15 protein-coding genes are annotated in these 14,268 nt (G+C 38.7%); 8 read left to right on the top strand and 7 right to left on the bottom strand.

The features are described from left to right. Positions 1 to 35: 35 nt before the first annotated feature. Positions 36 to 554 (bottom strand): tryptophan transporter, encoded by a 519-nt coding sequence (locus AC0VYV_RS03110; protein WP_430246902.1) that lies wholly within the window; start codon positions 552 to 554, stop codon positions 36 to 38. Positions 555 to 684: 130 nt separating this feature from the next. Further along, positions 685 to 1,773, bottom strand: a complete 1,089-nt coding sequence (gene serC, locus AC0VYV_RS03115; protein WP_475374433.1) for a 3-phosphoserine/phosphohydroxythreonine transaminase — start codon at positions 1,771 to 1,773, stop codon at positions 685 to 687. A 197-nt stretch (positions 1,774 to 1,970) separates the two neighbouring features. Between serC and AC0VYV_RS03120 the strand changes: the two genes are divergently transcribed. After that, positions 1,971 to 2,870 carry a hypothetical protein gene (locus tag AC0VYV_RS03120; RefSeq protein WP_475366516.1) on the top strand — a complete coding sequence of 300 codons (900 nt, stop codon included), beginning with the start codon at positions 1,971 to 1,973 and terminating at the stop codon, positions 2,868 to 2,870. A 32-nt stretch (positions 2,871 to 2,902) separates the two neighbouring features. Here AC0VYV_RS03120 and AC0VYV_RS03125 read toward each other — a convergent pair whose 3' ends face one another. Beyond that, the gene (locus AC0VYV_RS03125) at positions 2,903 to 3,337 is read right to left on the bottom strand and encodes an HIT family protein (RefSeq protein ID WP_475374434.1); all 435 of its coding nucleotides are present in this window, start codon (positions 3,335 to 3,337) and stop codon (positions 2,903 to 2,905) included. A 537-nt stretch (positions 3,338 to 3,874) separates the two neighbouring features. On the opposite strand from AC0VYV_RS03125, the gene AC0VYV_RS03130 reads away from it, so the two are divergent. Genes AC0VYV_RS03130 through AC0VYV_RS03140 form a run of 3 tightly spaced genes read left to right on the top strand, consistent with a single transcriptional unit; the run spans position 3,875 to position 6,614 of the window. Beyond that, positions 3,875 to 4,615 carry an ABC transporter ATP-binding protein gene (locus tag AC0VYV_RS03130; protein WP_475374435.1) on the top strand — a complete coding sequence of 247 codons (741 nt, stop codon included), beginning with the start codon at positions 3,875 to 3,877 and terminating at the stop codon, positions 4,613 to 4,615. After that, on the top strand, positions 4,612 to 5,826 hold the full coding sequence (locus AC0VYV_RS03135) for an ABC transporter permease (RefSeq protein WP_475374436.1): 1,215 nt from the start codon (positions 4,612 to 4,614) through the stop codon (positions 5,824 to 5,826). The genes AC0VYV_RS03130 and AC0VYV_RS03135 overlap by 4 nt, the downstream gene beginning before the upstream one ends. A 47-nt stretch (positions 5,827 to 5,873) precedes the next feature. Further along, positions 5,874 to 6,614, top strand: a complete 741-nt coding sequence (locus AC0VYV_RS03140; RefSeq protein ID WP_430246895.1) for an EcsC family protein — start codon at positions 5,874 to 5,876, stop codon at positions 6,612 to 6,614. A 52-nt stretch (positions 6,615 to 6,666) separates the two neighbouring features. Here the strand turns inward: AC0VYV_RS03140 and AC0VYV_RS03145 are convergent, their stop codons facing one another. Further along, complete coding sequence (locus AC0VYV_RS03145; RefSeq protein WP_098446445.1) at positions 6,667 to 7,101, bottom strand: ferritin-like domain-containing protein; 435 nt, start codon at positions 7,099 to 7,101, stop codon at positions 6,667 to 6,669. Between the two features lie 182 nt (positions 7,102 to 7,283). On the opposite strand from AC0VYV_RS03145, the gene AC0VYV_RS03150 reads away from it, so the two are divergent. The 3 genes from AC0VYV_RS03150 (at position 7,284) to AC0VYV_RS03160 (ending at position 9,015) form a co-directional block, all read left to right on the top strand. Next, positions 7,284 to 7,799: a type 1 glutamine amidotransferase domain-containing protein gene (locus tag AC0VYV_RS03150; protein WP_303533146.1), complete on the top strand. Its 516-nt coding sequence runs from the start codon at positions 7,284 to 7,286 to the stop codon at positions 7,797 to 7,799. 18 nt (positions 7,800 to 7,817) lie between these two features. Continuing rightward, complete coding sequence (locus AC0VYV_RS03155) at positions 7,818 to 8,165, top strand: DUF3243 domain-containing protein (protein WP_194219992.1); 348 nt, start codon at positions 7,818 to 7,820, stop codon at positions 8,163 to 8,165. Between the two features lie 103 nt (positions 8,166 to 8,268). Continuing rightward, positions 8,269 to 9,015, top strand: a complete 747-nt coding sequence (locus AC0VYV_RS03160) for a phosphatase PAP2 family protein (protein ID WP_475374437.1) — start codon at positions 8,269 to 8,271, stop codon at positions 9,013 to 9,015. Here AC0VYV_RS03160 and AC0VYV_RS03165 read toward each other — a convergent pair. Next, positions 8,980 to 9,873, bottom strand: a complete 894-nt coding sequence (locus tag AC0VYV_RS03165; protein ID WP_430246892.1) for a diacylglycerol/lipid kinase family protein — start codon at positions 9,871 to 9,873, stop codon at positions 8,980 to 8,982. The genes AC0VYV_RS03160 and AC0VYV_RS03165 overlap by 36 nt on opposite strands. Positions 9,874 to 10,118: 245 nt before the next feature. On the opposite strand from AC0VYV_RS03165, the gene AC0VYV_RS03170 reads away from it, so the two are divergent. Then, a complete protein-coding gene (locus AC0VYV_RS03170; RefSeq protein ID WP_475374438.1) occupies positions 10,119 to 12,350 on the top strand; it encodes a YhgE/Pip domain-containing protein in 2,232 nt (743 codons plus the stop codon). Positions 12,351 to 12,399: 49 nt separating this feature from the next. On the opposite strand, the gene AC0VYV_RS03175 is transcribed toward AC0VYV_RS03170, so the two are convergent. Beyond that, positions 12,400 to 13,263 (bottom strand): formate/nitrite transporter family protein, encoded by an 864-nt coding sequence (locus AC0VYV_RS03175; protein ID WP_475374439.1) that lies wholly within the window; start codon positions 13,261 to 13,263, stop codon positions 12,400 to 12,402. Between the two features lie 188 nt (positions 13,264 to 13,451). Continuing rightward, positions 13,452 to 14,210 (bottom strand): PRC-barrel domain-containing protein, encoded by a 759-nt coding sequence (locus AC0VYV_RS03180; RefSeq protein ID WP_430246890.1) that lies wholly within the window; start codon positions 14,208 to 14,210, stop codon positions 13,452 to 13,454. Positions 14,211 to 14,268: the final 58 nt, after the last annotated feature.

The following is a 14,268-nucleotide window of genomic DNA, read 5'->3' on the forward strand; positions in this document are numbered from 1 at the left end:
AAAACGGCCAATTTGGCCGTTTTTTTTGTGTTTATTTAGAAAGCGAAGCTAGTACGTTTAAGGATTGATTGTACAACTGGAAAGATTAGTACCATTGCAATGGTATTTACTACGGCTGTTGGAAGAACAACGGTAACAAACAGTCCAGTGAATGCGGCGCCACCAGGAAGTCCTGCAAAGACAAGAGCAGCTCCAAGGAATATAGCCCCACTAATCATCGTGCCGATTGCTGTTAAAATTCCAACTGTTACTAATGATTGGCCAAACCGCTGAACGAGTAAATAAAGACCAAAGAAAGCAAAAGCTGTCACAGGTTTATCAATCATGTTAGCAAGTTGTCCACCAGGGAATGTTGTCGTTGCAGCAGAGATAACTCCTGTCGCAAGTCCGAGTACAAGAACGCTTTTGCGCTCAGGAAATAGTAATATTCCTAGAAACATCATTGTAAGAAGCATATCGTTCTTCATGCCAGAAATTAAGCCAGGTATAATTGCGTGTAGAATCGTTCCAATACCAAGTAGTAAAGCCATGAGTACTAAATTTTTTGTTTTCATAAAGAAATCTCTCCTCTTCTCATCTCATTCTCCGTCAAAAGACGGTGTTCTCTCCATCAGTGCGCTATGTGCCTGCTGCGAAAGAACTAATTTTTTATATCATAACAAACGAATGTCCTATTGAAAAGTGTTAAATATTGTGTTTGTGATGGAATGTCTGCATAAAGTCACTTAATGCACGAACTGATTCAAAGGGAACAGCGTTATAGATGGAAGCACGACATCCTCCAACAGAGCGATGGCCCTTTAACCCAACAAAACCTTCTTCTGCCGCCTCATGTAGGAACAGTTCTTCAAGCTCTTTTCCTGGTAAATTGAAAGTTACATTCATTGATGAGCGACTTGCTGTTTCAGCTGTTCCACTATAAAAACCTTTACTACTATCAATCGTGTCATAGAGTAGATTTGTTTTCTCAGCATTCATATTTTCGATTTCCTTAATACCTCCCTTAGTCTTTGTCCATTCAAGAACAAGGGATAGCATATAGATCGCAAACGAAGGAGGGGTATTATAGAGCGACTTCTTATCAACGTGAGTACGATAGTCTAACATTGTTGGAAGTTGATCTGGGATGTTTTTGAGCATATCTTTCCTTAAGATGACTACAGTTACTCCTGCTGGACCAAGGTTTTTCTGAGCACCTGCATAAATAAGACCAAATTGGTCAATTGGAAGGGATCGACTTAATATATCGCTCGACATATCGGCAACGATAGGAGAATGGGTATGCTTGGGGAATTCCTTCCACTGGGTGCCATGTATTGTGTTGTTTGAAGTCAAGTGAACGTATGCATCTTTGTTACTGTATTGTAGCGTGTCGATCTCTGGTATACGTTTGAAATCATCTTGTTCACTACTTCCACCAACATACGTGTCTCCTAATTTCTGAGCTTCCTTTAATGCTTTTTGGGACCAGCTTCCTGTAAGGAAATAATTACCCTGCTGACCAGTTTGAAGAAAATTCATTGGGATCATTGAGAATTGTAAACTTGCTCCGCCTTGAAGAAAAAGAACTTCATAGTCATCAGGGATGTGAAGCAGTTCTCTTAAAAGCTCATTGGCTCCATCATGGATTTTCTGATATTCTTTGCTACGATGACTAAATTCCATAATGGACATACCTTGCTGTTGATAATTGAGAAGTTCTGCTTGAGCATGATTAAGTACATCTTGAGGTAAGGCGGACGGGCCAGCATTAAAATTATAACGACGTTCCACTAATAGACACTCCTTTAGTAATGTAATGCGATGCCTCGATTTAACTTGTACTCATCCTATCATTAAAGGATTCGGCGGTGCTATATTTTTTTCTAATCTTTTCGAATATTTCGTTCTATTGAAGCAGAAGCATTTGTTCTGCTTCATCATTTTGCTATTCTATATAGAAGTGAATGATAAGAAAGTGGTGTGAACTAATGTATCGAGAAAACAAACCAACTCATATCGGACCATACGATCATCCAGATATTTATCCTGGTCCACGACCAGCTTCATCTTTCCTATACCATAACGGGAAAGCACATCGAATTGATGAAGTTCAAAATACTCCAGTAGAGAAGCAAATTGTTCATTATGCAAGAGGGGAAGACGTGTCGGGTTCTCTTGCATTTGCAACGACAGAACAGTTTACAGTGGAAGAATTGCTGTTATCAGAAGGTTTATCTCCTATTGAAGAGCGAATCCCGCTTCTCGCATATGGATCGAATGTCTGTCTAGCACAGCTCAAATATAAGTTTAGTCTCAATCCTGATGTTAGTGATTTCATTCTCTATTATCGTGCAGAAATAAAGGATACAGACGTCATAGCAGGTTCCTTTCTAGCACCATATGGAGCACTTCCTGCTGTCATTGCTCCAGTTCAGGGAGCGAAGACAGAAGTGTGGGTTACATTTGTTGATCGTGAACAGCTAGAACTGTTAAATCGTACGGAAGGCGGTTATGTACTAAGAGAGCACCTTCATGGCAAGCTTACCCTTAAAACAGGGGAGAATTTCGAACGAGTTTACGCATACTATTATCCACACGGTTACATAAGAGAAGGTTCTTATGTACGATTTAAAGATATACCGGGGGAATCAAATCTCCCATCTATGTGGCAAGCAGATTTATTAAATGAGCTGAAGGCTATGGTCGGGTATGGAGGTCATAGAGAAGAGTTTATTCATGAATTAAGGTGGAATCCAGACTTACGAACAAAGATGTCAACGATGTTAAATGGATTAGATCAAACGTTTGATCATCCAGATTGGGTTGTTCCGAATGGCTTTTATACATTAAAAGAAATGAAACGCACCCAAATGAAAAGGAGACCATAAATGGTCTCCTTTTATGTATCAAGACAGTTTCATTAAGAATTAATGTGCGAACGAACCCCTTCAGCAAGACGCTGTAACTTGTCAGCATCATAGTCATTTTCGTGTGTTTTCCATACCGCTCCGAATCCGTCCCCTTTACCGTAGCGTGGAATAAGGTGTAGATGATAATGAAAAACAGATTGTCCAGCAATCGCTTCATTATTGTTTAGAAGATTCATGCCTTCAGGAGAAAAGTTCGCTTTTAAAGCATTTGCTATTTCAGGAACTGCAGCAAAGAGCTTTGAAGCTGTCTCGGGATCAAGCTCGTAGATGTTTTGCTGATGTTTTTTTGGAATGACGAGGGTATGTCCTTCTGTTACTTGTGTAAGGTCTAGAAAGGCTAGAACGTCTTCATTTTCGTAAACTTTCGCAGATGGAATATCTCCGTTAATAATCTTACAGAATATGCAATCGGGTGAATGGCTCATGTTCATCATCCTTTCAATCTTTTTATATATCGTACCATAATTTTCATTTTCGTTAAGACCGCTTCTTTCTACTGTACTTACATATCTTGCAAACAAAATCCAATGATCAAACGAATTTTCTATATGATCTAAGAAATATTTATTTTTAAGAACAATTGGATTGGAACAAGAAAAGGCTCTGCCGGGGGTGCAGAGCCCTGAGTGCAACTTGTTTTAAGGGAAGACGCCACACTCTCTATAAGGATGTTCTTAATATCAACGATCTATTCATGTATTGTGAGTTTTATTATCTCGATGATTGACTACTTAGGCTGGAAACTAAATCTATACTTAACTGAGTCAATAACAAAAGTTAAATAATATCAACGAGACTATAAAATGAAAAATGTCCTTTATGGAAAGTCTTCTGTGAAAAAGGTAAGATGTGGATAGGGGTAAGTGAGAAGGGTGCTGTACGAATCAATCAACTCATTGTTTCACGCTCCAATTGAAAGTTTGTTAAAATGTAAACAAATGACGCGAAATGAGAGGAACGCTATGACGAATTCAATTCTGGAAGTTAGCAATCTTACTGGTGGATACCAGGCGAATAAGCCTGTACTCCATGATCTTTCTCTTAATGTAAATTCAAATGAAATTGTTGGTCTCATTGGCCTTAATGGGGCTGGCAAAAGTACAACAATCAAACATATTCTTGGCTTACTTGACCCAATGAATGGTCGTATCCACGTGGGTGGTACGAGCTTCTCTGAAAATAAAGATGGTTACCGTAAACAGTTTTCATATATACCTGAAACACCTTTGTTGTATGATGAGTTAACGCTTTGGGAGCACTTACAGCTGACAGCTCTAGCTTATGAATTAAGTGAAGAATGGAAAGAAAGAGCTGAAGCACTTCTTAAAGAGTTTCGGATGACTAATATGAAGAAGTGGTTTCCGGGTCATTTTTCTAAAGGGATGAGACAGAAGGTTATGATCATGTGTGCCTTTCTCGTGAAACCATCTCTTTATATCGTAGATGAGCCCTTTGTTGGTTTAGATCCTATTGGGATTCAGTCCTTCCTTGATATGATGCTGGAGATGAAAGAGGAAGGGGCAGGGGTATTAATGTCGACACATATTCTTTCAACAGCTGAAAGGTATTGCGATCGATTTATTATTCTGCACGATGGCCGAATTGTAATGTCAGGTACTATGGCAGAATTACGGCATCAAATCGGTAATAAAGCTGCTACGCTCGATGATATCTATATTGAAGCGACCAGGAGTGGCAAATGATGCAGCTTGAGACGTTATGGAAAGAAAGGGCAGGGGCCTTTTGGAAAATTGCCCTGCGTTACTTTAGACTAATTGGTAATAGCAGCTTTTTGTTCACGCTTGTTCTTACCCTCATATTCGGGGCGTATTATTACAGTGAATTATTGAAAGTACTTCCTGAAACATTTCCTGGATTAGCGGTCATCACAGTCATTGCTGCAGTGACTGTGGTTCGAACGCCATTAAGGTTCTTTTTGTCAGAAGCCGATTTAGTATTTATGCTACCAGCGGAAAACCGTTTACACGGCTACTTTCGTAAATCTCTATTGTATAGTTTCGGACTTCAAGTATTTATAACCGTTGTCGTTATGACGATTCTTGCACCTCTCTATCAGCACGAGATGTCTGCTGGAACGCCTTACTACGTGTTTGTGATTATTGTGCTGATTGCATTAAAGGGAGTTAACGTCATCATGAAGTGGATGGAACTCCACTTACCAGCTCACCAAACTTCCTGGCTTTATACAATGGTGCGTCTTTTTACTACAATGCTATTAACATATTTATTACTGGCGCAGGCATCATGGATTTTCGTAACGCTCTCATGTCTCATACTTGTAGCGATTCTTTTTCTATTCTTTCTTCCGTTACAACGTAAATATGCAATCAAATGGGAGAAGCTACTTGTGCTAGATGAACAACAAAGTATGAAGTTCTATCGAACAGCTAATTTATTTACGGATGTCCCTAAATTAAAACAGTCTGTGAAACAAAGGCGTACATTAAGCTCAATTGCGGAGAAACTTCTCCCAACAAATAATGTTTATGAGACGCTCTATCAAAAAGCATTTATTAGAAGTAATGAATATTTAGGTATCTATTTTAGGTTATGGCTTTTAGGACTCGTAGTGATCGCTTTTGTTCCTGGAGTTACAGGTAAAGTGATTGAGACTGCGCTCATTATTTATTTAACAGCTGTTCAACTTCGAACATTGTTCCCTCACTACGAGGCACATGTGATGGTAAAACTTTATCCACTGTCAGATAAAGAACAAATATTGGCGTTTCGCGCCCTGCTAATTCGTTTACTAGGTGCACAAGCAGTTACTTTTGCTGTTATTTCTTTTGTTCTTTCTTTTGACATTGTGTCGGCTGGATTGATTCTTATTGTTGGGTCAGCGGCAGTTGCCGTAGCCACATCTCGAAACAGTACTCTGAAACAGAAGATTTAGTTGACTGGTTTGGTGTTAAAAGTCAGAGCCAAAGGATGTTTTGCAGCATGAGTTATTTAAGTGAGGTAGAAGAAGAGCTTGAATCTTGGGAACGAAAAATAAAGAAAAAATCTTCTATGGTTTCCCGTTCAGCAAAAAAAATACAAAGTCGGATTAACGATAAAATACCTGAACGTATCCATTCGATCGTCACAAATGGTATTAAAACAATGGTCCAAGGTGTTCTGGCTGGAAATACGTATACTGTTAAAGACCCAGATATCAATCAATCTCTTCAAGTGAGAGATGAAAAAGCAAGACGATTAATACTTAAGTATAAACGTATTGCTGCTACAGAAGGAGCAGGTACAGGCGCAGGTGGGATCCTTCTTGGTTTAGCTGATTTTCCTTTGCTTTTATCCATTAAGATGAAATTCCTTTTTGATCTTGCCAGTGTTTATGGATATGATGCTAAGAAATTCGAAGAAAGAGTGTTTATTCTTACGATTTTTCAACTCGCTTTTTCAGCAGATGAGGCGAGGAGGAGCAGTTACGAGCGCATCGCTAACTGGGATGATAACCTTAACCAGATGGAAATAAGAAATAAATTCAATGATGAACATGATTGGAAGTCGTTTCAACTCGAGTATAGAGATTATATTGACCTTCCTAAATTACTTCAGATGATTCCTGGTTTTGGTGCAATAGTCGGGGCGTATGTGAATTATCACTTTCTTGACTGGCTAGGGGAAAATGCCATGAATGCTTACAGGAAGCGCATCATTGACGTAAAGGATGAAGAAGAATAGACAAAGAAAAGGCCAGCCGAATGTTCCGGCTGGCCTTTTTGTATCAATTATCTTATTCGAAGCGTGCATCGCTAAGAATGCGATCCATTTCTTCCATATGGTGTGTTTCATCAGCGATCATATCATCAAGCTTCACAACTAGTTCAGTAAATCCTAGTTCCTCTGCTTGCTTTTTACGTTTTTCATAACGATCGATGGTATCTTTTTCAGCCGTTCTAGCTTCAATAAGCATTTCTTTCACATCAGTAAGCTGTTTTACTTCAGCAGGAGCGGTTGTTGGTGTACCACCAAGCACTTTAATTTTCTCTGCAAGATAAAGAGCGTGTCCCTGTTCATCTGCAATTTCACTTTCAAAGAATGGTTTTAGTGTTTGACGATATAAACCAGATACAACAGCTGCATTGTATGTGTACATAATGCTAGCAGCGTATTCATTTGCTAGATCCACATTAAGTCCATCAATTAGTTCTTGTTTTTTGTCGGCCATTCTAAACATCCTTTCTAAATCTGTTCTGTTTTGGTTCCATATTAATTTTACCCTTCCACTCCGTTAATAAAACATAAACATTGAAAAAGATAGGAACAATAGGATGGATGTTTGACTGATAGTAGGAGGGGTAATATTCAACTATGTAAATCACAATTAGTTAATCTATAGGAGGGCCTAAAGTGAGTAAAATTGCAGTACTTATGACAAGCATGTTTGAAGATGTAGAATATACAAAACCTGCTGAGCAGTTTAAAAATGCAAACCATTCCCTGACAGTAATTAGTACAGAAGCAGGTCAAGAATTAACGGGAAAACAAGGCGAGGCTAAAGTAACGTCTGATAAAGGAATCGATGAGGTAAAAGCGGAAGATTTTGACGTTCTTTTTATTCCAGGTGGCGTTTCACCTGATGAACTGCGTGCAGATGATCGATTTGTTGCATTTACGAAAAAAATGATGTTTCTAAATAAGAAAACTCTCGTGATCTGTCATGGTCCACAGCTGCTCATTTCTGCTGAAGTATTAAATGGAAGAAACATCACAGGATTTAAATCCATTCAAACAGATCTAAAATATGCGGGTGCCAATGTGTTTGATGAAGAAGTGGTTGTTTGTGGTGGAAATCTAGTTAGTAGTAGAAATCCAGACGATATTCCTGCATTCATTGAAAAATCTCTGTCTGTTATGGACAACTAATAAAAAGGAGTGGAAGTAATGAGTGAAAAAAATCATTTAGTTGATAAAGATAGTCAGCTTGATGTAAATAAAGTTGATGATACACTAGATCGTATGAGCGATGACAAAATGGATGATATTCTCTCTAATTTTGAGGACTTTAAAAAATACCTTGCCACTAGAGTCGAAATCGGAGAAAAATTAGGACTTAGTGAAGAAGCGCTAGCTCAAGCTGCAGAAAAAGTAGCGGGTTATCTAGCGAAGAAGGAGGAGCCTAAGAATAGAGAAGAAAAGCTATTACAAGAGTTATGGCTTGTGGGAAGTAAAGAGCAACGTCATGAATTGGCCCATCTTCTTGTACGTATGGTTCTAACTAAAGATAAGTAAAGGCAAAGCCGCTGCTGATACAGCGGCTTTTTTAAAAAGAATTTTATGAGGTGAAGAACTTCACGGAGTTTGGAGAATTGAAAACGGTGAAAGGCGCGATATTATGAATAAAAATAATTTTTTTAGCTCCTTGCCAGGAGCGTTAAAGCAAAAAAAAGTGTGGTTTCCACTTGTACTAAATGCATTTGGACTATTCATCGCTATTTTGGCAATCATGTTGTTTTCAGAGTTAGCAGAAGAAATATTAGAAAAAGAAACGCTACAATTTGATCAAGCGATTATTTCTGGCGTAGACGGCATTCGTTCCGATGGATTATTAAATGTGATGGAATTTATAACAGAACTTGGCTCTGTTTGGTGGATTTCAGTGGTTTCTGTTGCGACTGTAGCTTTTCTATGGTTTAAACTACGTGATGGTTGGAGCATTCTCTTTTTCGTTATAGCACAGGCTGCAGGCGGACTTTTAACGACAGAACTAAAACATTTTTTTGCTAGGTCAAGACCTTCCATCGATGCTGCTTATGATGCAGTGGGGTATAGTTTCCCTAGTGGACATGCGATGGGATCTTTTCTACTATATGGATTTATTGGTTACCTTATTGTAAGAAGCCAGAGGAGTAGAACGACAAAGTGGTTAAGTGGAACACTAGTATTCTTCTTCATCGTACTGATCGGATTTAGTCGAATCTATTTAGGTGTTCATTATCCAAGTGACGTTCTAGCAGGTTATGCAGCTGGTACACTCTGGCTATTTGTTTGCATTTTCTCTCTTGAATGGGTTCTTTGGATTAAGAGATCCTCGTTAACATTAGGTTCATTCAGAAAAATCTTCTCCAGTAAGAACAGTTAAGTATGCAGGCAATACTTCGAGCGTTGACGGAGTCGTATGATGACGTTCTCCGTCACAGTCGATATTTTGCTCTGGATCAGCTTCTATTTTTAAACGTTTTGTTTGGAAATGAATGATATCTTCGTTAAATCGCGACTGCTTGAAAACCTTTGATTGAAAAATGGACCAAAAAGTTGGAAGAGACGTTTCTTTAATGATTAAGACATCAAATTCACCATCTTGCAGGTTATTTTCAGGGAAGAAAGCTTGGATCCCGCCAGTAAATGGACCGTTCCCTACGATCATCATGACAGCTTCCCCTTCAAAATTCTGCCCATCGGCATCTACTTTAAGATGAAAAGGCTGTGGATTGTTGATCGTTTGTGCAGTACTAATGTAGTAAGAAAGCCTTCCGAAAACTTCTTTTGTATCAGGGTTAATGTTCTCAGAAGCCTGAGTGATTAAGCCGATTCCCCAGAAATTCAAGAAATACTCATCATTTGAGCGACCTACGTCAATATGGGAACGGTTATTTTCTAATAGCTGTTCAACAGCAAGGAGTGGATTCTGGTTGATGCCGATTGCTCTAGAGAAGTCATTGCAAGTTCCTCCAGGAATAATACCGAAAACAGGACGCTTCTCTCTTTGGCAAATTGCATTTGCTAATTCATTTATGGTTCCATCCCCACCAGCCCCAATGAGAATGTCTACTTCGTCGCCTAGTTCTGCGACTAATTCAGCACCGTGTCCTTTATATTCTGTTTTATAAAGGGAAACCTGATCATAGTTTTCTCGTAGTCTTTCTTGGATCGTATCAATTTGATTGACCATTTTAACATTTCCAGCTTTGGGATTTAAGATAATGGCTACACGTGTCAAGTTAATGACTCCTTTCGTATAATCTTCCTTTCTTATTCCCTTATATTCGGTGAAGTACACACGGATAGTAGAATTCGAAAAAAGTTGATTTCGAATTCAATTAGCTGAACACCTCCACATAGTAGCTATCGCAATTAGTTGTGAGATTGGACTGATTGACATTGGACTCATTTCTCATGACAATTCACTTCTTAGGGAATTATACTAGTTGGAGAATACATATTTTGACGAGTAGGAGCTTGTAAATGAAGAATATTTTAAGAATTTTCAAGAAAGATTGGAAGGGAATTGGAACGAATTGGGTAGCAGCGATTCTATTAGGTGGTCTCATTATTCTTCCTTCTCTTTATGCTTGGTTTAATATTGGAGCATCTTGGGATCCATATAGTCAAACGGATCAGCTTCCTGTTGGCATTGTCAATGAAGACAAGGGGGCAACCATTCGGGATAAGGAAATTGATGCAGGTGGAGAGTTAACGAAGGAATTGAAAGATAATGACAGTCTTGAGTGGCATTTCTCAAATCGAGAAGCTGCGATGGATAAGCTTGAGTATGGGGACTATTTTGCAGTGATCGTCATTCCAGAAGACTTTTCAGAGAAACTTGGGACAGTTATTAATGATGAACCCGAGAAAGCAGAGGTAGAGTACTATGTAAACGAAAAAGTAAATGCGATCGCACCAAAGATCACTGAAAAAGGTGCGAGTGTCATTGTTGATCAAATTACAAGTAACTTTGTATCGGTTGTGAATGGGACGATCTTTGAGGTATTTAATGATTTAGGAGTAGAATTTGAAAAGGATTTATCTGACATAAAACAGTTCGAGGAATATGTCTTCAAACTAGAAGAGAACCTTCCAGAGATCAATCGTTTGATTTCCGATGCCCTATCTGACTCGAGAGATGCTGAAGATGTGATAAATAAAGTTCAAGGACTTCTTCCGGAAGCTCAGCAAATTACGAGTGAAGGCATTAGTACGATTGATGAAACTACACAATTTTTAAACGAGTCAGAAGATCGCTTGAATAAGCTTGCACCGCAAGTAGAGGAAGATTTAACTAAAGCTCAACAAACAGCTGAGGATGTAAATAAGTTCTTATCGGATTTAAAATCGCCAGATATTGATTTATCCTCAGTAGAAGAAATAAGAAATCAGATAAATCAACAAGTAGATGAATCTGTTCAGCGTATTGATGATGTTGAAGTCGTATTGAAGCAAGTACAGGAAGCTAGCGATAATAACGAGAATGAGGAGTCGCAGGAAGAAGGAGAAGAATCTCCTCAAGAGCCGGTGCAGGAGCCTGCCGCTAACTCGCAGCAGCAAGAGGTTATCGATGAGGCAATCGCTGATCTTGATCAAGTTAAAGAACAGTTACAGACCATTAAAGCAGATAGTGATGAAATTGGATCTACCTTAGCTGATAAGCAAGAAGAAATAGATGATATTTTAACAACTCTTCAGGAAAAATCCGGAGAAACAGCTGATCGAATCGATTCATTCTTAAAAGAGTACAAGGAAAACATTGAGCCTCGTGTTCTTGCTGAAGTGGCAAGTGCGAAAAAGACGTTATCGAATGCTCGATCGACATTAAAAGAGGCGCAAACCACCATCCCTGAAGTGGAACGAATTCTTTCAAGTACTGAAAAGAATATCGGCGAAGGTCAGGATATTTTAGCATACATGTTAAATGAATATCCTTACGTAAATGATAAAGTGAACCAGCTTGCGGATCGAATCAGAGAGATTCAAGGAGAAACAGATATTAACGAGATCATTGATTTACTGAAGAATGATCCTATGGCAGAGCAAAGCTTTTTCGCAGAACCTATAGTGTTAAGTAAAAATTCACTCTTCCCGATTCAAAATTACGGTACAGGTATGACACCGTTCTATACTGTTCTATCGTTATGGGTAGGGGCACTTCTTCTTGTTTCATTACTTACCACTGAAGCCACTGGTTTTGAAGAAGCGTCGAATCGCCAGGTGTATTTCGGAAAATTATTGACGTTTATTAGCATTGGTTTCCTTCAGACGCTTGTTGTAACATCAGGAGATCTCTTTATTTTAAATGTAGATATCGTAAATCCTGTTCTTTTTGTACTATTTGGCATCGTGATTAGCTTTGTGTTCATGTTAATGGTTTATACTCTAGTTGCTGTATTTGGGGAGGTGGGTAAAGCGATGGCTATTGTCTTTCTTGTTCTTCAAATTGCTGGGTCAGGTGGAACGTATCCAGTTGCTTTGCTACCAGAGTTCTTTCAAGCAATCCATCCTTATTTACCATTTTCGTACGCAGTAGATTTAATGAGAGAAGCAGTAGGAGGAATTGTATGGGCACGAGCAAAAGAAGATTTATTCTTTTTGGGAATTTTTTCTGTTGTGTTCCTTCTCATAGGAGCGGTACTTAAGGAAGTTATCATTAAAAAGACGAAGTATTTAATGAAAAAGTCCAGAGAATCAGGGTTATTTCATTAATATCCTCTTTGAAGAAAAAGCAGCCTGTCAACTGACAGGCTGCTTTTTCTCACTCTGCTTCTTCTTTTGGAAGGCGTTCTTCGTTAATTTCTTCTTTAAATGCATACGTGAATGTTAGAGCAACGAGTACCCCACCGCCAATCAGGTTACCGATACTTGCTGGAACTAGATTAAAGAACAGGAATTCCATCCAAGAGTATTCAGAGCCATGAATAAAGGATGTGCTGAAATACCCCATGTTGGCTACACTATGCTGGAAGTTTCCGGCTACGAATATAATAACAGGAAGTGTAGTAGCAAGAACTTTACCTGTTAAATCACGAGCTGCAGTAGCAAGAAACGCAGCCATTCCAATAAGCCAGTTTGCAATAATACCTGAAAGAAGAATTTGAAACCACCCTACCGTTCCATGAGATAGAAATTTCATTTTGTGCTCTGTATATGTAGCTAATTCGCTATAGAATTCAGGGGATAATGATCCTGATGCAACGACAAGAGCACCTACCAGCAGGGCACCTAGTAAGTTACCAAAATAACATACTATCCAAAACTTTATTATATTCTTAGGAACCCAAAATCTTCTTTGGAGGATGTACGTAGGAAGGAGTACGTTAACTTCAGTAAAGAGAATGGCTCCTGAAATAAAAACAATCGCGTATCCTGTCACAAATCCTATTCCTGAAAGAAGATTACTAACACCTTCCGTTTCAACTCCCATAGCAATTAGAACAGAGAAAATAGCTCCGAACGTAACAAATGCCCCAGCTAGGATCGATAAAATAAATTGCCGATTCAGTGGCCTGGCGCTATGAGACTCCCCTTTTGCGATAAATGTTTCAACAATTTGCGCTGGAAAATAAAATTGTCTTTCGGGATATTTTACTTGTTTGTCTTTTTTATTAGAATTCGCCACAATAAATCTCCTATCTCTCTTTTTCTATGATTTCCCTTTTTGTCTTTGGGAATAAACTGACGAATGTGCCTCTACTATGGTGTGAATATAGGAAAGAAAGCTAATTTGCTGTCAACAAGGTAGATTTCCTGGGAAATCAACTCAAAGTTTGTCTGAAATAAGCGAGGTGGAAGGCCACCTCGCTTTCATTAAAATTTCCAGTATCCCGTTTTACCATAGTGCGTATGAAGGTCTTCTTCGAAACGGCGAGTAATGGGTTCGTTTAGACGAAATTCTGGTGATTGACGAACTTCTTCTTTTTTTATATTGACAACTACCGATCGATCCTGCCAGTGAATGTCATGAATCCATTTTGTAGAAAGCAGTACTTCTTTTCCGGAAAACCAGTTTTTAGTATCAACAATGATATATCGAAGCTGCCATGATTCTTCATCAAAAATGAAATCTTTAACATGACCAATTTCACCGTCAGTCGCCTGAATGTGGTATCCAGCTACTTCATTAGTACTTCGCAAGTGATTTTCTTCGTCTTGGTTAGAATGATGCAAAGTTGAATCAACATCAGGTAAATCATCAGCCATAAACGGTCTTGGATACATCCCGTTACCCCAAGCATTAGTTCCTACCCAATAATAAGGCCAGCTAAAATGGCGATTCAGTTCCATTTCGTGTTTTCTAGAAATAGGTTGATCGGTATCAATATCAGGGCTTTCACTTACTTCTTCAGATGTAAGCGAAACTGAAATAGCTTCATTCTCATGATTCAATTGCTCGATTGAAATCGGAGAAATCAATACCTTTCGACCAGGTAACCATTTGTGTGTATCAACAACAAGATACCGTATAGTCCAATGTTCATCATCGAAATAGAGCTCTTTTAAGACGCCTTTTTGGCCATCTTTTGTATCGATCGTGTATTTATTCACTTCACTCTCGCTTACTAACATGAGGCTCACTCCTATATGAATAATTCACTTAAGCTAAAAACTACCCGAACACGTTAAG

This window comes from Anaerobacillus sp. QJM3NY_17 (genome assembly GCF_056173665.1).